The following is an 18732-nucleotide window of genomic DNA, read 5'->3' as shown; positions in this document are numbered from 1 at the left end:
GCAAAGAGTAATTCAAAAATACGATTTTTCTTTCATACAGACAAGCGAATAAGAGAGGTGTTCCAACATGGATGAAAAAAGCAAGACCAGAAAAAGTATAGAAAATCAGGGACAGATGATGGAAAAACACTACCGACAACGTTATGCCGTAGAACTTCACAATGTGTACAAATCTTTCGGATCAGACAGTATTTTAAAAGGAATCACACACCGGTTTGAAAGAGGCTGTATTCATGGAATCATCGGAATGAATGGCTCAGGAAAAACTGTCCTGCTCAAATGTATATGTGGATTTTTAAGACCTACCAAGGGTCATATCGTGGTGAATGGACAGCGAGTCGGGAAGGATACCGATTTTCCTCCGTCCATTGGACTGATTCTTGAAACTCCAGGATTTCTTCCGAATTTGAGCGGCTTCCAAAATCTTTATCGACTGGCAAAGCTAAACCGCCAGATTAGTGCCACCGAGGTACGTAAAGCAATGGAAGCGGTAGGGCTTGATTCTAGTACAAAAAAAGCGGTAAAAAGTTATTCCCTTGGGATGCGGGAACGGCTGGGTATTGCCCAAGCCATTATGGAACAACCAGATTTACTTGTACTGGATGAGCCCTTTAATGGGCTTGATAAGATTGGTGTAAAGGAAGTATGCCATCTCCTTCAGACATACAAAACAAAAGAAAAAACAATTCTGCTTGCTGCCCATAACTTTGCGGAACTTCGCATGCTATGTGATACGATAACCGAACTGGATGGCGGAAAGATTGTAAACCACGAAAGGAGAGCCAGTGAATAGAAAAAAAGACAACCTGATTTACAGGATTTTTTCTAAAAAAAAGAATCTGATTCCCTTTTTGATTACTATAATACTGTGCTCATCATTTGTTTCGAGTTATTATTTTTTTCAGCCATTATTCATGAAACACATTACAGATGAGGGATTATTACAAAAGAATGTCCACCGGATATTTTATTGGTGTATTCTTTGGTGTTTGTATGGACTATGTGTTAGTGCCATTAAAATTATCCAAACAAGTTTAAGTCTGCGTCTGCAAAATAAAATCAAGTCACATTTGTATTATGAAGTATTTCACAAGTTGGAGCGTATTTCCAATAAATTTCTTTCTGAAAACACAAGCACCCAGTTATCATCAAGACTCTCTGCTGACATTGATTGCCTGATAACAGTAATCGAGTCTTTTGCTACCGATTATTTATTTGTATTCCTTCAACTCTGTGGAGGATTTTTAGGCATACTAAACCTTAGCTATCACCTTTCGTTAGTTGTACTTTTTTGTATTCCCATTAAAATAGCACTGCTTATTGTTACAGCTCGTAAAAAGGAAAAACAAACTCGTAGCTTTATCACTCAGTTAAATTTACAAACAACTCTACTCGGAGATATTATTTCAGGCCTTTCGGAAATAAAATTGTGGAACTGCACAGCAGCAATGCATCATAGGTTCGAGAGAGTATTGAAAAAAAATTTGCTTCTATATCGATCTTTAGGAACGCTTAACAATTTTAGAGATGTGTTAAATGACAGCATTGACTTGCTATTAAACTGTTCTATTTACATAGTTGCTGGTGTTTTGATGATGCATGGGAAGTTCACAGTAGGATCCACTTTAGCTTTTATGTCATATATTTCTTATGTATTAATTCCGCTCAAGCACATTTTAGATCTACCCTATTACATTGCAGGGTTTAAGCCCTCAATAACTAGATTAAATACTTTCTTTTGCGTCGCCGATGAGCCCATTTACTCTTTAACTCCGTCATCATTCAGACAGGCTGATGAATTAAACTCAAATATTGATGAATTTCAAGATTATATTTTCAAATTCGAAAATGTTAGTTTTTCCTATCCCGGTGAGAAAGTTCTCTTTAAACACATCAATCTTACTGTGAAAAAAAATGATATTATCGGTATCATTGGTAAAAATGGGGTTGGAAAAAGTACATTAGTCAATCTTCTTCTAGGATTTGAATTGCCAACTTCTGGTCAACTATTGTACAAGGGCAAATCTTATTCAATAAACACGGTAATCCAACTCCGAAAAGAGATTGCCGTTGTACGGCAAAAATCTCATCTGTTTAACGGAACCATTAAAGACAATATCGACTTACTTAAAAATAAAAGTGACCAGGAAATTTTCTCATCTTGTATTGATGTAGGGCTGAAAATCACTAATAATGAAGTCCAAAAGATTCTTATGCAAAATCTAACGAATAATGGTTCAACGTTGTCTGGCGGAGAACATCAGAAAGTTATACTCGCAAGAGAACTGCTTAAATATTCAGACATTATGATATTCGATGAGCCTACTAAAGGATTAGACGAAAATTCAAAAAACAAATGGATGCATCTGATTACACAGTGGAAAGGAAAAAAAACAATCATATTTATTACACACGATAAACATGATCTATCTGTATGTAACAAAAAATTTATTATTAATAATTTTACAATAGGAGAGTTTTAATGTTAAAGAAAAAAACAACTGCTGATATCGTTGTCATAGATATTAAAGAGCATACTCTTAACAATCATCTAACACACTGCAAAAAAATTCTTCAAACTTATTCTAAAAATATTATTATCACAAGTATTGAACTTAATCGTGACAAATATGGACGTAGCTCTGTCCAAGAACTAGTCTACGCTTTATTAAAAGCAGAATCGCTTCATCCTCTCATAATCTGTTTGAGCATCGGAAGCACAAACAAAAGAGACTGGCCTGTCATTTTGCAGGTTGTAAAAAAATTAAGTCAAAACGGTATATGTATTGTTGCCTCCTTAAGTAACGCACGCCTCCCTACCGCACCCGCTTCTTTCAAAGAAGTTATCGGAGTCTGTACAGACTCTTTTTTTCCTTACAGTGATCCCATAATCTATTCCGTAAGAAAAAACAAATGGGGAGTAAATCTCTTTGTCACCGATAGAGATATTCACTATCAAAAAAAACTTTTTTGTAATTGGAGCCCTAAAGATAACAACATCTATTTGCCCGGTAACAGCTTTGCAACCCCATTTGTAGCAGCTCAACTCGTCTATTTGAGAAAGAATGGTATCGCCACAAATGAATTAACAAGCTTTTTTCCTACGGCACCCAGCATTAACCCTACATCATTTATAGGATAGCGCCTAACGCTAAAGTCATATTCCTAAAACACTTTTGGCTTCAAATACACTTCTTCCTCAACATCTCCCCCTAGACGAAACGAGAGTCTCTGTTTATCAAACCAAAGACTCTCTTTCCTTTATCCCATCTATTTCCTTCTGTTTTTTGATGCCTTCAACCGGTTCATCGCCCTGGCAAGGGAAGCCTGCGACAAATGGTATTCCTGGATACTCTGCTTCTGCCGCAGCTGCTCCTTCGCCCTTTCCTCTGCTTCTCTTGCCCGCAGGACGTCGATATCCTCCGGTCTCTCTGCCGAATTGACCAGCACAGCCACCTGGTTATTCAGGATTTCCACGAATCCCTTGGAGACTACTGCCGTGATGGGCTCTCCTTCCTCCGGCGTCAGAACCAGTTCTCCGATCTCTACCGCGATCACCATATTTTCATGGTGTGCCAAAATCCCTTTTTGTCCGTCCGGAGTAGGGACTACCAGGCTCTTGCACCTGCCTTCAAAAAACACCTTGTCACTGGAAATCACCTTCAAAAAAAACGATTCCATTACATCTGCTCCTTTGCTTTCTCCACCACTTCTTCCAAGGTTCCCACGTTAAAGAATGCATTTTCCGGATATTCGTCCATTTCTCCGTCCACGATCGCCCGGAATCCCCGTACCGTTTCCTTCACCGGCACATATCTTCCTTTTACGCCGGTAAATCCTTCTGCCACAGAGAAAGGCTGAGAAAGGAATCTCTGGATCTTTCTGGCACGGCTGACAATTTTCTTGTCCTCCTCCGACAATTCTTCCATTCCCAGGATCGCAATGATATCCTGCAGCTCTTTGTACTTTTGCAGCATGGACTGTACGCTCCTTGCCACCCGGTAATGCTCCTCTCCTACCACATCTGCCTCCAGGATCCTGGACGTAGACTCCAGCGGATCCACCGCCGGATAGATTCCCTGCTCCACGATCTTTCTGGACAAAACGGTAGTGGCATCCAGGTGGGAGAAGGTGGTGGCCGGCGCCGGATCTGTCAGGTCGTCAGCCGGTACATAGACTGCCTGCACGGAGGTAATGGAACCACTCTTTGTCGAGGTGATCCGCTCCTGCAGCGCTCCCATCTCGTTGGCCAGCGTCGGCTGATATCCCACCGCTGACGGGATCCTGCCCAGAAGCGCCGATACCTCTGAGCCGGCCTGCACAAACCGGAAAATATTGTCAATAAACAGCAATACATTCTGTTGTTTTTCATCCCGGAAATACTCCGCCATGGTCAGCCCCGTCTCTGCCACACGCATTCTGGATCCCGGCGGCTCATTCATCTGTCCAAATACCAGAGCCGTCTTTTCCAGTACGCCGGATTCTCCCATCTCCGTCCACAGATCGTTTCCTTCCCTGGATCGTTCTCCTACTCCCGTAAAAATGGAATAGCCTCCATGCTCCGTAGCAATATTGTGGATCAGCTCCTGGATCAGCACCGTTTTCCCTACTCCGGCGCCTCCAAACAGGCCGATCTTTCCTCCTTTGGCATAGGGCGTCAAAAGATCGATGACCTTGATCCCCGTTTCCAGCACCTCCACCTTATCGCTTAGTTCATCAAATCGGGGCGCTTTCCGGTGAATCTCCCACTTCTGTGCTTCCTGAGGGATCTGCTCCTTTCCGTCAATGGTATCTCCCAGCACGTTGAACAGCCGCCCCAGCGTTTTCTCTCCCACGGGTACCCGGATTCCGGCGCCTGTGGACGTCACCTCCATCCCTTTTTGCAGCCCCTCGCTGGATGCCAGCATGATACATCTTGCCACGTTATTTCCGGTATGCTGCGCCACCTCCATAACGCAATGAAAGCCCATCCCCTCCACTTCCAGAGCATCTTTGATCCTTGGAAGCTCTTCTTGCGATTGAAATTCTACGTCTACTACAGGCCCCATCACCTGCATAATCTTTCCTTTTCCCATGTGTTTTGTCACTTCCTTTTCTGCACGCCGGCTCCGCCTACAACCTCCGTCAACTCCTGTGTAATGTCTGCCTGCCGCGCCCGGTTATACGTCATCCTTAATTCTCCCAGCATCTTTGTGGCGCTGTCTGTAGCGTTTTGCATTGCCTTCATCCTGGCATTATGCTCACTGCAGTAGGATTCCACCAGACACCCATAGATGATCCCGTTTAAATAGTTGGGAACGATACTGTCCATCACGCTGTGCGCCGAAGGATAGAATGTCATTCCCTCCAGGTAATCTCCCTCCGGCGTATGCACCATCTCCTGCTGAAAGCTGGTCTTTTGCAGCGGCAGCAGCTTGATCTTCTCCGCCGCTTCCTCCATGGCGTTGACCATACGGGTATAGATGATATACACGTCATCCACCTCTCCCTTTTCAAACAGCTCTACCACCTTAGAGGCGATCCTTCTGGCCCGGTTCATGTTGGGGTTTTGGACGGTGTAGCGGAAGCTTTCCTCCAAAACGACCCCTTCCTTCCCCGAAAAATACTGTCTCCCCAGTTCTCCCAGCACATACAGCCTGTACTGTCCGGCATTTCCTTTCATTTCTTCTGCCAGCTTGATCACATTATGGTTGTATGCTCCTGCCAGTCCTTTATCCGCCGTAATGACGATGCATCCTATCTTTCTTTTTTCCGGCAAAGTCTTCTCTCTTCTGTCAAAAAAGTGGCTGTGCATATCCGGTACATGTTTCAGGATCCTGGCGATCTCTGCCTGCATGGCATAAAAAAACGGTTCTGTCTCCGAAAGCTTTTTTCTTGCCTGCTTCACCTTTGAGGAAGAGATCAGGTACATGGCATTCGTGATTTTTTTCGTTTCCTGAATGCTGTCTATCCGCTCTTTCATTTCTCTTGTATTTGCCATACTCTCACCTATCTGCTTTTCTGAAATTCCCGGATCCCTTCCATGATCCGCTCCTTTAATGACGGACTCAGATCCTGTTCTTCCTGGATCTTTCGGCAGATATCCGACTGTCTGTCCTGAAAATAGGACAACAGATCCATCTGAAATTCTTTCACCTGATCTGTGGGCACTTCCTTTAAGAGCCGTCCGGTCACCGCGCACAGGGTGACCACCTGCTCCCAGAGACTCAAGGGACGTCCCAGCGGCTGTTTCAAAAGTTCCGTCAGACACGCTCCGTACTGTAGCTGTGCTTTGGTGGCCGCATCCAGATCCGAACTGAACTGTGTGAAAGACTCCAGCTCTCTCGCCTGCGCCAGATCGATCCGCAGGCTTCCGGAAGCCTTTTTCATCGCCTTCGTCTGTGCTGCACCACCTACCCGGGAAACGGACAGTCCTACATTGACCGCCGGGCGGATCCCTGCATGAAACAGATCGCTTTCCAGAAAGATCTGTCCGTCGGTAATAGAGATCACATTCGTGGGGATATAGGCCGACACGTCTCCTGCCTGTGTTTCAATAATGGGAAGCGCCGTAATAGAGCCGCCTCCTGCCGCTTCGCTCAGCCTGCTGCTTCTCTCCAGCAGTCTGGAATGCAGATAGAACACATCTCCCGGATACGCCTCTCGTCCCGGCGAACGCCCTAAAAGCAGAGAGATCGTCCGGTAAGCTACCGCATGCTTGGACAAATCATCGTACACGATCAGTACATCTTTCCCCTGTTCCATAAAATATTCTGCCAAAGCTGTCGCCGAATAAGGAGCAATGTACTGAAGAGAGGCGCAGCTACTGGCTGTGGCACAAAATACCGCCGTATATTCCATGGCTCCTTTCGCTTTTAGGGTGTTGACCAGTTGTGCCACTGTAGAGGCCTTCTGCCCGATAGCCACATAGATACAGATCACCTGCTTTCCCTTCTGATTCAGGATGGCGTCTACCGCAATAGACGTCTTTCCTGTCTGCCGGTCTCCAATGATCAGCTCTCTCTGCCCTCTTCCTATGGGAAACATGGCGTCAATGGAAAGGATCCCCGTTTCCAGCGGAACGCTGACAGATTTTCTGTCCACGATCTGCGGCGCCTCTTTTTCGATAGGGCGATACTCTAAAGCAGAAATCTCCCCTCTTCCATCAATGGGATTCCCCAAAGAGTCCACTACTCTGCCGATGTAAGCCTCTCCTACAGGAACTCCTGCCCGCCTGCCGGTACGCACAGCCTTTGCTCCCTGCCTGATGTCCGCATCGTCTCCGAACAAGATACAGCTGATCTCCGACTCTTTGATATCCTGGACCATTCCCTTCAGACCGTTGTCCAGCATTATGATCTCCCCGTACATCACCGTATCCAGGCCATAAACCGAAGCGATCCCATCTCCCACGGAGATGACCGTACCTACCTCTTTTCCCTGTATCACTTCTTCATAATTTTGAATTTCTTCTTTTAAAATCGAAATAATCTCATCTGAACGGATCCTGCTCATTTCCGTTACCTCCTAATCAAACCGCGCTTCAGCTCCAGCCATCTGCCCCTTGTGCTGTAATCGTATTCCCATCCGTTTACCTGCAGAAGAAATCCTCCCAAAAGTTCCGGTTTTTCCTCTTCCAGCCACCGGACTTCACTTGCCGCAAACTTCTGTTTCAACAGGATTTCCATCTGATCTTTTTCCTGAACAGAAGGAGGCGTTACATAAGAAAGTCTGACCGTGACCCTTCTCTCTCTTTTGTCTTTCTCTGCCTGAAGTCCTGTCTTCATATCATCCAGAAGCGCCACCGTCTCATACTTTACCAGAGTTTGCAGCAGCCCTTTATAAGCCTCCGGAAACACTCTGTCAACCACCCTGCTTTTGTCCTGTCGGGAAACTCTCGGGTCTTCCAGCACTTTTTTCAGCTTCGGATTCTCCCGCAAAATCTCCCGGATGTCTTCCAGATCTGTTTCTTCGATTCCCAGTTCCCAAAGCGCCTTGACATAAGGAGAAATTTTTCCATTTCTTCTCATACCTTCTGCCTTCCTTCTTTTCTGATAAATTCCTGATATGCAGAAGACTGCGGGTTCTCCAGCAGTTTTTTTGCCGCTTCCATTGACAGCACTGCCGCCTGAGCTTTCACATCCAGAAGCGCCTGTGTCTGCTTCTCCTCAATGGACGCCTTCGCTTCCTCCAGCTGTCTCCTCGCTTCCTTCTGCCCTTCCTCTATCAGCTGTCTGGCTTCTCTTTGCGCCTCTTCTTTCGCCTGCAGGATGATCTGCCTGGATTCCTCCTTTGCCTTCCCCCGGATGTCTTCATATTCTCTTTTCAGGCTTTCCGCCTGTTCCTTCTCCCGGCTTGCCTCCTGCAGTTTCCCTTCGATCATCTGTCTGCGCTTTTCCATGATATCCATGACCGGACGGAACAACAGCTTGCGAAGAATGAGGAAAAGTACAAGGATATTTATCATTTCCAATACAAAATTTGCATCTAACCTTAACACATCTTTACCGCCTTTCTCAGGGTTCTCCTCTCTTCTCCCGAAAAAGTTCTCCTTATTTCAGGAAGAGGATTATCATCAATGCCACGATAAAGCCGTAGATGGCCGTTGCCTCTGCCAGTGCACATCCCAAAATGAGGGACTTACTGATCTTCTTTTCCGCCTCCGGCTGTCTTGCGATGGCTTCCGTCGCTCTTCCGGTTGCGATCCCGATCCCGACACCAGCTCCAATTCCCGTTAATACTGCTACTCCTGCTCCAATTGCGATAATTGTTCCCGACATACTATGTCCTCCTTCTTTATTCCATTTCTTCATTCATAAAAAGTGCCGTTAAAAATACAAATACGTAGGCCTGCAGCAGCCCGTCGAAAATATCAAAGTAGAAGCTGAGAGGAATGGGGATCAAAAGCGGCGCTACCTGCTTGATCAGTTCCATTACTACAAATCCTCCCAGCATATTTCCAAACAGACGCATGCACAGCGAAAGTGGTCTGATAAACACTTCCAGCACCATGATCGGCGCCACGAAGGGAACCGGTTCCCCGAAGTGTTTTCCCCAATGGCGGATCCCGTTTCTTCGTATCCCGCTGTATTCGATCAAAAGCATACTAAGAATGGCCAGCGCCGCCGTTACGTTCAGATCCTTTGTGGGTGGTTTGATCCCGATCATCCCCATGGTGTTGGAGATGACCAGAAACAGTCCCACCGTCATCAGGTAGGGAATATAACCGGAATTTTCTTTTCCCAGGATCCCTTCAAAAAGATCCGTTCCCCATTGAATACATGACTCCAACGCAAGTTGTACTTTCCCCGGACGTTCCACCTTGAGATTCCTCACCAGGATCAGAGACAGCAGGGTCAGACACAGCATGATCCCCCAGGTTGCCACCACCGCTTCGTCCACCTTGATCCCCCCGAAAACCGGAATCTCAAACACCGTTTTACAGGTTAATTCCTCCATGAGATTTTGAGTCAGTTTTTCCGTATAAATGCCCTCCTCTCCTCTAAGCTTTCCTCACATTACTGCCATTTTTTTCTTTTGTCAATCATCTTTTTCTCTTCGCTGTTTTCCTGCATTTCACCCCTTTTTTTATTTATTTTTTTAAATTCAAAATCATGGATCCCCTTCCTTTTATTTATTTTTTCATCATTTTTTTGTCTCTTCCTGCTCTTTCTAGTTTCCTCCTTGAATTTTGTCCAAAATTATATCGGTTTCTTTTTTATTTTTATGTATTTTTACGAGAAACAGAATGTTTTATTTCGCGCAGCGCACATTCCTGTGAAACAAAAAAACATCTCCTGCACCCTTACGTCTGATGCAAAAGATGTTTTTTCCACCTGAATTTCCGGATATTTTGAGGAAGTCCTTTGCCGCCTATTCCCTCACGGCAAAATAATTCCCCTCTCTGTCCGCCTATACTATCTATACTATCTGTACTCTCTGTTCTATTTTCTCTTTCGCTTTTGCCTCCGGCTCCTTTTCTATCCCGCCAAACGGCATCTGTGCCACCAGCCTGTAGGTTTTGGGAAGCTTGTATCTTTCCCGTACCATGTCATCTATAACGGGATTGTAATGCTGCAGGGAAGCTCCGATCCCCAGCTCTGCCAGCGCCGTCCAGATGCTGATCTGCAGCATTCCATTGGCATGGTTTGCCCACACCGGAAAATTGGCTGCATAGGTCGGAAACTTGGCTGCCAGTCCGTCTACTACCTCTTCTTCGTAAAAATACAAAATCGTTCCTGCTCCATTTCGGAAGGACTGGATCTTGTCATGCGGTACCTTCCCCTCAAACACCCTCTCAATCTCATCCCACAGCGCCTCATGCTCTTCCCCAAAGGCCGCCACGACCCTCGCACTCTTCATATCAAAGGCATCGGGAACCAGTTCCGTCACTCTTTTTATTACTTCCTCCACTTTTTCCTTCGCAACCGGAAGCTCCTTGTTTAACAGATAACGACTTCTTCTCTTTTCCAATCCTGTGATCACGCTCATGTCTGTTCCTCCTTTTTCTTTTTTGTGTATTCGGTTTCCTTGTTCTGTCCGCCTTGTTCTGTCTGCCCTGTTCTGTCGCTTTGCCCCAGCATATGCCTTCGTCTGCAAAGCCGTCACTGTTTTCCCGTTTTCCACTTTTCATTCGTTCCGGAAAAACCGCTCTTTTGAACCCTGGATCCGCCTGTGTTTTTAAGGGCTTTCTCCCACGATGCCGGCGGCGCCTGCCTCGATCGATTATTTGATAAAGGTTCCTTCCTCCAGCTCCTTGAACGCCTGCTGCAGTTCCTCCCTGGTGTTCATTACCACCGGCCCTCCCCAGGCGATCTCCTCCTTCAATGGACTTCCACTGAGAAACAGAACTTTGGCTCTTTTTTCTTTTCCTTCTATCGTCACCTGGTCTCCGTCCGATAACAGAGCCGCCGTCTTTTCTTCCAGATCTTCTCCTGCTACCCGTACATCCCCCAGCAAAGGAAACAGCAGCGCCTGTCTGCCCTTCTCTGTGGGAATGGTAACCGTCTTTCCCGGTTCTACCGTAATATCATAATAGTCAATAGGCTGATAGTTCCCCTGGACTCCCTGCTGCCCGTCATAGCTTCCTGCCAGGATCCTGAGGCGGCCTCCTTCCAGTTCCACTTCCGGGATCTGGTCCCTCTTGATGCTGCGGTAAGCCGGCTTTGTCATTTTGTCCTTTGCCGGAAGATTCAGCCATAGCTGCACGCCCAGCATCCGCTCGCTTGCCGGCAGCTGTTCTTCATGGATGATGCCGGATCCTGCCGTCATCCACTGGACTTCCCCATCTTCCACGGTGTCTTCAAAGCCCAGATTGTCCTTGTGTTTCATTTTCCCCTGCCACACGTAGCTGATGGTCTCGATCCCTCTGTGGGGATGCGGCGGAAAGCCCGCTATATAATCCTGCGGATTGGTGCTGTCAAAAGAGTCCAGCATCAAAATAGGATCAAATTCTTTTGCGGTCTGGCTGCCCAGCACTCTTACCAGCTTCACACCGCCTCCATCTACCGTTTGAAATCCTTTTACCTTTTTTCTGATCGTTCTATTCATGTAAGATCCCTCCTAATTTTTTTAATAGGAACAACAACTGCTTCTTCTCTTCCGCGGTCAATTCTTTCATTTTTTCTCTGATCATCTCCCTGTTCTTTGGAGCCGCCTGCTGAATGACACTCCTCCCCTCCTCTGTCAGATGAAGGATGCAAAGCCGCTTGTCCTTTTGATCTGCCAGTCGTTCCACATACCCTCTTCCTACCAGATTGTTGACGATGACCGGTATGGTTCCTACACTGCTTAAAATCTTTTCCCGCACTTCTCCTACGGTCAGATCTCCCTTGCTGTACAGCGCTTCCAACACTGCAAACTGGCTCAGCGTCAACCCGTATTTCCCTGCAATCCTTCCCGTCTGCCTGTCCAATTCATTGGTATTGCGGTGCAGTCCGATGACGATTTTCATTTCTTCCTGTCCCATATCTCTTTCTCTCTTTTCTCTTTTTTTCTTTTTTCTCTTGCTTCTGCTTTCCCTGAATCGCTTCTGTTTTTCGCTCCCTGCTTTTGCATCCCCGGCAGATGCCGCTTCCGGATCCTTTTTATGTTTTTGCACTTTACGTCTTTGTGTTTTTTGTGCTTTACCTTTCTACACCCGGAATTTTATATCTAATTAGTTATATCTATGTAGATATAATAGCATAGTCCCATTGATTTTGCAAGTATTTCCGGAAACTCCTGTTGCCATTTCTGTCAGCTCCCCGTTTTTGTCTAATATGCTGGATTTTAAGTCAATATCTGGACTTTTCCCGTGAAATATGATAGTATAAATTAAGTCAAGATAGACTTGTGGCGTGTGGGCTCTGTGCGCATTTCGATTAAAATCCGTAAAAAATTAAAATTTTACTGTTTTAACCGTCAGGAGAACGCCAGAAATGCCTGTAAAACTCTTTGGCTTTCATCCGGGAACCATTTTGTGTGGTACGCTATATGGTCTCCTGATCCTTGCCAATCCCGGCAATTATCATTTTGAGACACTCACCCCGTTGATTCTTTTCAACACTTTATTTTCCGGCATCGTTATACAGTACCTCTTTTCTCTTTTGTACATGAAGTTCGGAAACATTTATGTTTCTACTATATTACGTGCAGGCGTGTACTTTTTTATACTCCTGTAATGAGTCCGCACCACGAAAAGGACTGCATCCCATCTCACACAGAATGCAGTCCTTTTTATTGTGTCACAGACAAAGTCAGGACCACCGGCTTAGCCAGTGGTCCTGACTTTGTCTTCCGGTTTCCCTTCCTACCTTGCTTTTTCCTCGCAGACTCTCATGGCCTCCATGATCCCGCTGCGAAGTCCTTCCCTTTCCAGGATACGGACCGCTTCTATGGTCGTACCTGCCGGGGAGCATACCATATCCTTTAACACGCCGGGATGCAGCTTTGTTTTTTCCATCAAAACGGCGCTTCCCTTCACCGCCTGTGCCACAAATTCATAAGCCTGTGCTCTTGGCATTCCTCCCGCCACCGCAGCATCTGCCATGGCCTCCATCAGCATAAACAGATAGGCCGGAGAGCTTCCGCTAGCCGCTACCACCGTGCTCATGAGACGTTCTTCCACCTCTTCCGCCCTGCCAAAGCTTTCCAAAAGTGTTCTTACCGTTTCCAGATCCTTGTCCGTCACCAGAGAATTGGCGCAAAAACCCGTCATTCCTTCGCCCACCAGCGCCGGCGTATTGGGCATGGTCCTGACCAGCTTAACCGGTTTCCCAAACTGCTCCTGTAACCACTCCAAAGTCTTTCCGGGAGCGACTGTTACGAGGATCTGCTCCTCTCGAATGTCTTCCCGGATCTCCTCGATCACCGACTGGTAATAGCGCGGCTTGACTGCCAGAAACAACAGTTCTGTCTTCCGCACCACTTCCCTGTTGTCTTTTGTCATGCAAATGCCCAGCTCTCTTTCTCTTTTCTCTCTGCTGCTCCTTGTTTTGGCAGAGCCTAGCACATCCAGCGGTTCCACTACCTTTTTTGCCAGTATTCCCCCGATCATTGCCGACGCCATATTTCCGACACCTATAAATCCCAGCTTCATCCTTATCCCTCCTTCTTATAATTCCTGCCTGAAAAACGGAATTCCCAGTTTTTTCAGCAGCAGTTCCTCCCTGTTCTGGCAGGTAAAAAGCAATACCTGTCTGCCGCTTTTCTGCAGCCACAGCAGCGTTCGCTCCAGACGCTCTTCATCATAATAGACAAAGGTATCATCCAAAAGAATCGGATTGTCCTCCTCATACAACATGGTATCTGCCGCCATCCGCAACGCAAAATACACCTGTTCTGCCGTCCCCCGGCTCAGGCTGCCGATCTCCTGCAGTTTTTCCTCCATCCAGATTCTTATCCCCTTTTCTCCCAGAATGAGGCGAACCCCCGTTTTCCCCGTCAGGTAGGACAGGGTTTCTGCCACTGCATCTCCCACCCGTTTTTGCACCTGTTTTTCCATGTTTTCTGCTGTCTGTTTCAAAAGCTGCTCTGCCAGCAGCAGTTCCTGCCTCTCTTCCTCCCATTTTTTCCATTCCTGTGAAACGCTCTCCAGTTCCTCCAACTGTTCCCTCAGATTTTCACAGGAGATTTCCTTTTCTCTTTTTTCTTCCGCAATCCTTTTCCGCTTCCAGTTTAACTGCTCCAGGTACGAACCGGCAGAGGCTTCCTGTTTCCTTTCTCCCTCCAGAGAAGGTTTCTCTCTTCTCCGAAGATTTCTCGTTTCCGTCCACAGCAAAGCTCCCACCCCCATAAGGCTCATCACTTCTGCTACCGCGCGGACAGCTCCTTTCAAAAACAGGTGCGCCAGCAGGCAGCTTCCCAGAAGCAGAAGGATCCCGATGATTCCGGGAAGGCTTCCCCTCTTCTCTCTCCGTCCGGCCTCTGCCGCCGGCGCCTCTTCTCTTCCTGCTCTCCTATTTTCCGCAGAAAACAGCCTCCGAAAGCCTGCCCCGTCTTCGTCCGGCCCCTTTTGAGATGTCCAAAAATCTTCCTCTGTTTTCCTGTCTGCTTCCTGGGCAGCCAGAATCTCTTCCTCTGCTTTCAGCCGCTCTATATCTCTTTGAAAGTACCGTTCCTCTTGCCGAATCCGCTCTCTTTCCTGTCGTCTTTCCTCTTCACAGCGTCTCTGCCGTCTCTCCGCCTGTTTTCTTTGTTCCTGCAGATAGCTCAGCGCTTTTTTCAATTGGATCTCCTGGGTTCCTCCCGAAAAATAATTGGCGGCGTAGTCCCGCAGCGCTTCTCCCAGGGATTGATCCGGTTCCGCCTTCAGCTGTCCGATGGACACGGTATTTTCAAACCCTGCCCGGTCCATCCCTCCCAACAGCATCTCCAGATCCCCTGCCTCCAGCGACAGCTCCTCCCCATCTTCCTCACAGATCAGCCTGCCCCTTTTTCGCTCTTTCCCAAAGCTCCTTTCCAGAAAAAACGGCTTTCCTCCGCTCTCAAACCGCAGGATCCCTCCATAAGAGAAGGAATGCTCCCACGGTTCGTATCTGGTGTAGTCGTCCCGGCAGGCGGCACGTCCCCGTCCTCTTTCCATTCCATACAGCATCCCCTTGATAAAGGAATGCAGCGTAGATTTTCCGGACTCATTTTTTCCATAGATCAGATTGATCCCATCCTGCAGGAGCCATCGTTTTCCTTCTAATTTCCCAAAGTTTGTAATTCGCAATTCTCGAAGTCGCATATCCGTCCCACTTATTTTCTTGTGCCCTTCTCCTGTCAGCCGCCTTTGCCCAGCGAAACAGTCACAGCCCTCTTCTCTCTTGTCCAGAATTCTGCCACAGACAAAAGGCTGCGCTATCTTCCGGTTTCCATCTCAATCGTCAACCGTTCTATCAGTTTCACGACAGACGCTCGGAATTCTTTCAGTCTTTCCAGCTCTGTTTTGATCTCTTTCTGCACTCTGGCATCGGTAAACACATTGTCGAACCAAATATCCAGGGCATTGTCACACACGGTATCGCTGACTGTTTCCGGCAGATGCATGTTGACATCCTCCAACTCCTGATTGAGTATCCGGAGAGAATCCGATATTTCTTTCAGATCATCGTTTGCGTCTTTGATCTTGTCTCTTTTCATAAAGCTGGAGAACATCCCTCCGCCAAACAGATCAAAAATCCCCCAGTCTGCGGCACTGTCCAAAGAAGCGATGGCGTTATCTATCCTTGCCACGACTTCCTGTGCCGCTGTTTTCGCTTCCTGTAATTCCTTGAATCGATCCATTTCTTTTTCCTTTCCTTCTTGGTTTGCAGCTTCAGCCTACAGGGATCTCCCCGTTTCCAGAAGCGCCTGGATTCCCCGGCACAAAGCCCGGTAATGGCGGCTTTCCTCCGGAGCTTCCTCCATTTCTCCAATCATCTGTCCCAGCAGATTGTCTTTGTTTCTTTGCTTTAACCGCTCCAGATCATAGGCAGGTCTTGTATCATCCACCCATTCCACCAGATTGCCAAATATGTCCATTTCTTCCTGCTCCAGCAAAAGATCCGGAGACCTCCTGCCCTGCAGGCGAATCTTATAAAGATGCTCTGTTCCCATTTTTCTGACAGCAGCCTCTATTCTTTGTCGTATTTCGTAAGCCGTGTCTCTTTCTGTCGTTTCCACAGAGAGAGGAATGTACTTTCGCCCCGCACTTTTCACAAACCGAAGTGTTCCTCCGGTTTCTTTCCACTCTCCCAAAAGATACCCGTGATCGCCGGTATCACTGCGGTCCGTCGGCTCCAGCGCGCCTGCATAGGCCGCCCTTCCCTCTGCCAGTATCCCCGGCTTGTGGATGTGTCCCAGCGCCACATAATCATACCCCAGCCGAAGCAGGTCCTCTTTTCTGAAGGGAAGGTGTGTTTCATCCCCTCCATGAAGCAGGAGGATCTCCCGCGGCTGAAGATGCCTTCTCCTCCAATCGGCGGCGTCCAGCGGCTCCCTGATCTCCCGGCTGTGATAGCTTTTTCCATATACCGCCGTTTGCAGCTGCGGAAACTCCACCCATTCCATTTCCTGTCCTCTGCCCAGAAAATGCACCTGCTTTTCCCAGGGAAAATCGGCATAGCAGGATCGGTATGTCATATGGTCGTGATTTCCTGCGATCAATACCACCTGGGTCTTTTGCAGATCGGCGAACATGGCGTTGACTTCCCGCAGCTCTTTTTTCAGTGGTTGACGATGGAACAGATCCCCGGCGATCAGGAGCAGATCGATCTCCTCCCGGTTACAGATCCGGATGATCCGTTCCAGACTCTTCCACAGCTCCCCCGGTCTTTTGTCGCTGTACGCCTTTCCCGCCTCTGGCTTTGCGCCCAAATGCACGTCTGCGATGTGTATGAACTTCATCCGCCTCTTCTTCTCCTTCTTTTACTTCTTTCTCTGCCGGCAGCGTCACCAGAAATGTGGTGTATTCCTCGTCGCTTTTCGCCAGGATCCGGCCCCCGTGCAGCTCTACGATCTCTTTTGCTATGGCAAGCCCCAGTCCGGCCCCGCCGGTTCCGCTGGATCTGGATCCGTCCACACGGTAGAATTTCTCAAAGATCACCTGGATCATATCTCCCGGAATCTTTTCTCCCCGGTTGATGACCCGGATCTCCACCCCCTCCTTTGTTTCCTTCGCCTGGATCCGTATGGGGGTCTCTTCGTAGCAGTAGGCGATGGCATTTCTCAACAGGTTGTCAAATACCCTTGCCAGCTTGTCCGGGTCTCCGTGGATCACCAGATTTTCTTCCACCAGCACTTCGCAGGTCAAACGTTTTTCCTGAAGGACTCCATACAACTCATCTGCCAGCTGCTCCAGCATAAAGGACAGATCGATCTCCACCTTCTCCAAAGCAATCTCCTGCATATTGTACCTGGTGATGTCAAAAAATCCATTGATCAGATCCCCCAGCCGAAGGGATTTTTCCAGAGCGATCTTCGTATACTTGGCTCGCTCTTCTTCACTGAGTCCTCCCTCTTTATGCTCATCCAGCATCGTCAGGTATGCCACAATGGACGTCAGCGGCGTTTTCAGATCATGGGCCAGAAACAGCACCAGATCGTTTTTCTTTTTTTCCTCCTGCATGGCTTCCATCTTCTGCCTGCGAAGTCTGGCTTTGATCTCATTCATGCGGATCTCTATGGGCTTCAGCTCGGTGATCAGCTGGATGGAGGAAGCAGATTCCGAAGCGATGTTTTCAATTCCATCTCCGATCTGATCCAGGTACTGGATCATTTTTGAGAGAGAAACATAGAAAAAGACGGCAAACAACAGAAGAAACCCTATGATCAGAAATAGCGGTTTATTATTTCCCACAATCTCCCAGTACAGCCGGACGGCCTCCTCTTCCTCCACCCGGAAGGCCTGCAGCACCCGGACAAACCCATTGGCAAACCTGTCATTATAAACGCCGTCAATGACATAATGTAGTAAAAAACCGCCCACTACCAGCGTCATTCCGGTGACCAGCAGTGTCTGGATCAAAATACTGATTTTCAGCTTTTGGTAGTTACTCTTCAACCTTGTAGCCAACCCCCCATACCGTTTTTATAAATTCCGATTTCCCGGAAGACGTTCCCATCTTTTCCCGCAGATGGCGGATGTGCACCATAACAGTGTTATTGCTGTTTTTGTAATAGGTTTCCTTCCAGACGGTTTCAAACAGCTCCGCCGGGCTCACCACCCGTCCCTTATTTTCGCAGAGGAACCACAGCACATCAAATTCTATCGGCGTCAGAGTCAGAGGCCTCTCGTTGAAGATGCATTCCCGGGAATGCCGGTTCAGCACCAGTCCGCCTACCACCATCGTTTCATCCTCTTCCCTTCCGCCGTCATTGTACTGAGTGTATCGTCGAAGCTGCGCCTTCACTCTTGCCACCAGCTCCAGCGGGTTAAAGGGTTTGAGGATATAATCGTCTGCCCCCAGTGTCAGTCCGGTGATCTTGTCAATGTATTCCGTCTTTGCCGTCAGCATGATCACCGGGAAGGTATAGGTTTTTCGGATCTCTCTTAAGATCTGAAAACCGTCCATCCCCGGAAGCATGATATCCAGGATCGCCAGGTCGATCCTGGTCTTTTTGATACATTCCAATGCCTCTTCCCCGGTGTAAAACTTAAACACCGTATATTGGTCATTTTTCAGATACAGCTCCACCACGTCGGCAATCTCTTTTTCATCATCCACTACCAGAATATTCATGCTTTCCTCCTTTTTGAAGTTGGGACGGGAGAAAACCTCTCCCGTCCCACGCGCCGTTGTCCGTTGT

General features: G+C 47.5%; 20 protein-coding genes. 3 read left to right on the top strand and 17 right to left on the bottom strand.

From position 1 onward, the window contains the following. The first annotated feature begins 67 nt into the window (after nucleotides 1-67). Genes SOW26_RS01880 through SOW26_RS01870 form a run of 3 tightly spaced genes read left to right on the top strand, consistent with a single transcriptional unit; the run spans nucleotide 68 to nucleotide 3142 of the window. The gene (locus SOW26_RS01880; RefSeq protein ID WP_331679549.1) at nucleotides 68-793 is read left to right on the top strand and encodes an ABC transporter ATP-binding protein; all 726 of its coding nucleotides are present in this window, start codon (nucleotides 68-70) and stop codon (nucleotides 791-793) included. Beyond that, complete coding sequence (locus SOW26_RS01875) at nucleotides 786-2483, top strand: ABC transporter ATP-binding protein (RefSeq protein ID WP_320651784.1); 1698 nt, start codon at nucleotides 786-788, stop codon at nucleotides 2481-2483. Before SOW26_RS01880 ends, SOW26_RS01875 begins: the two co-directional genes overlap by 8 nt. Next, complete coding sequence (locus SOW26_RS01870; RefSeq protein WP_320651783.1) at nucleotides 2483-3142, top strand: S8/S53 family peptidase; 660 nt, start codon at nucleotides 2483-2485, stop codon at nucleotides 3140-3142. Before SOW26_RS01875 ends, SOW26_RS01870 begins: the two co-directional genes overlap by 1 nt. Before the next feature lie 128 nt (nucleotides 3143-3270). On the opposite strand, the gene atpC is transcribed toward SOW26_RS01870, so the two are convergent. The 17 genes from atpC to vanR all read right to left on the bottom strand — a co-directional run bounded on the left by atpC (nucleotide 3271) and on the right by vanR (nucleotide 18665). Continuing rightward, nucleotides 3271-3681 carry an ATP synthase F1 subunit epsilon gene (gene atpC, locus SOW26_RS01865; protein WP_154476948.1) on the bottom strand — a complete coding sequence of 137 codons (411 nt, stop codon included), beginning with the start codon at nucleotides 3679-3681 and terminating at the stop codon, nucleotides 3271-3273. Continuing rightward, the gene (gene atpD / locus SOW26_RS01860) at nucleotides 3681-5075 is read right to left on the bottom strand and encodes a F0F1 ATP synthase subunit beta (RefSeq protein ID WP_320651782.1); all 1395 of its coding nucleotides are present in this window, start codon (nucleotides 5073-5075) and stop codon (nucleotides 3681-3683) included. Before atpD ends, atpC begins: the two co-directional genes overlap by 1 nt. A gap of 8 nt (nucleotides 5076-5083) precedes the next feature. Beyond that, complete coding sequence (gene atpG, locus SOW26_RS01855) at nucleotides 5084-5980, bottom strand: ATP synthase F1 subunit gamma (protein ID WP_154476952.1); 897 nt, start codon at nucleotides 5978-5980, stop codon at nucleotides 5084-5086. An 8-nt stretch (nucleotides 5981-5988) separates the two neighbouring features. Further along, nucleotides 5989-7494, bottom strand: coding sequence for a F0F1 ATP synthase subunit alpha (gene atpA / locus SOW26_RS01850; protein ID WP_276959865.1), 1506 nt, complete (start codon nucleotides 7492-7494; stop codon nucleotides 5989-5991). 5 nt (nucleotides 7495-7499) lie between these two features. Further along, on the bottom strand, nucleotides 7500-8009 hold the full coding sequence (locus tag SOW26_RS01845) for a F0F1 ATP synthase subunit delta (protein ID WP_276959864.1): 510 nt from the start codon (nucleotides 8007-8009) through the stop codon (nucleotides 7500-7502). Then, nucleotides 8006-8479, bottom strand: coding sequence for a F0F1 ATP synthase subunit B (atpF, locus tag SOW26_RS01840; protein ID WP_276959863.1), 474 nt, complete (start codon nucleotides 8477-8479; stop codon nucleotides 8006-8008). The genes SOW26_RS01845 and atpF overlap by 4 nt, the downstream gene beginning before the upstream one ends. Before the next feature lie 52 nt (nucleotides 8480-8531). Continuing rightward, entirely contained in the window at nucleotides 8532-8759 is a 228-nt protein-coding gene (gene atpE, locus SOW26_RS01835; protein WP_154475307.1) for an ATP synthase F0 subunit C, read from the bottom strand. A 16-nt stretch (nucleotides 8760-8775) separates the two neighbouring features. Then, the gene (locus tag SOW26_RS01830; RefSeq protein WP_276959862.1) at nucleotides 8776-9438 is read right to left on the bottom strand and encodes a F0F1 ATP synthase subunit A; all 663 of its coding nucleotides are present in this window, start codon (nucleotides 9436-9438) and stop codon (nucleotides 8776-8778) included. 462 nt (nucleotides 9439-9900) lie between these two features. Continuing rightward, nucleotides 9901-10470: a nitroreductase family protein gene (locus SOW26_RS01825; protein ID WP_154478831.1), complete on the bottom strand. Its 570-nt coding sequence runs from the start codon at nucleotides 10468-10470 to the stop codon at nucleotides 9901-9903. A 234-nt stretch (nucleotides 10471-10704) separates the two neighbouring features. After that, on the bottom strand, nucleotides 10705-11529 hold the full coding sequence (locus SOW26_RS01820) for a pirin family protein (RefSeq protein ID WP_154476960.1): 825 nt from the start codon (nucleotides 11527-11529) through the stop codon (nucleotides 10705-10707). Further along, a complete protein-coding gene (locus SOW26_RS01815) occupies nucleotides 11522-11947 on the bottom strand; it encodes a MarR family winged helix-turn-helix transcriptional regulator (protein ID WP_154478832.1) in 426 nt (141 codons plus the stop codon). The genes SOW26_RS01820 and SOW26_RS01815 overlap by 8 nt, the downstream gene beginning before the upstream one ends. Nucleotides 11948-12769: 822 nt before the next feature. Next, on the bottom strand, nucleotides 12770-13558 hold the full coding sequence (proC, locus tag SOW26_RS01810) for a pyrroline-5-carboxylate reductase (protein WP_276958798.1): 789 nt from the start codon (nucleotides 13556-13558) through the stop codon (nucleotides 12770-12772). Nucleotides 13559-13573: 15 nt separating this feature from the next. After that, nucleotides 13574-15190 carry an ATP-binding protein gene (locus SOW26_RS01805; protein ID WP_320651781.1) on the bottom strand — a complete coding sequence of 539 codons (1617 nt, stop codon included), beginning with the start codon at nucleotides 15188-15190 and terminating at the stop codon, nucleotides 13574-13576. 113 nt (nucleotides 15191-15303) lie between these two features. Further along, a complete protein-coding gene (locus SOW26_RS01800) occupies nucleotides 15304-15729 on the bottom strand; it encodes a hypothetical protein (protein WP_154476968.1) in 426 nt (141 codons plus the stop codon). 36 nt (nucleotides 15730-15765) lie between these two features. Continuing rightward, on the bottom strand, nucleotides 15766-16821 hold the full coding sequence (locus tag SOW26_RS01795; RefSeq protein ID WP_320651786.1) for a metallophosphoesterase family protein: 1056 nt from the start codon (nucleotides 16819-16821) through the stop codon (nucleotides 15766-15768). Continuing rightward, on the bottom strand, nucleotides 16709-17986 hold the full coding sequence (locus SOW26_RS01790; protein WP_320651785.1) for a sensor histidine kinase: 1278 nt from the start codon (nucleotides 17984-17986) through the stop codon (nucleotides 16709-16711). The genes SOW26_RS01795 and SOW26_RS01790 overlap by 113 nt, the downstream gene beginning before the upstream one ends. Beyond that, a complete protein-coding gene (gene vanR / locus SOW26_RS01785; RefSeq protein ID WP_154476972.1) occupies nucleotides 17976-18665 on the bottom strand; it encodes a VanR-ABDEGLN family response regulator transcription factor in 690 nt (229 codons plus the stop codon). Before vanR ends, SOW26_RS01790 begins: the two co-directional genes overlap by 11 nt. Nucleotides 18666-18732 lie beyond the last annotated feature (67 nt).

Origin of the sequence: Suipraeoptans intestinalis (assembly GCF_034091795.1) — a bacterium.
Classification (GTDB): domain Bacteria; phylum Bacillota; class Clostridia; order Lachnospirales; family Lachnospiraceae; genus Suipraeoptans; species Suipraeoptans intestinalis.
The sequence above is the reverse complement of the archived record's forward strand: the minus strand, read 5'-3'. Positions and strand labels throughout refer to the sequence as shown.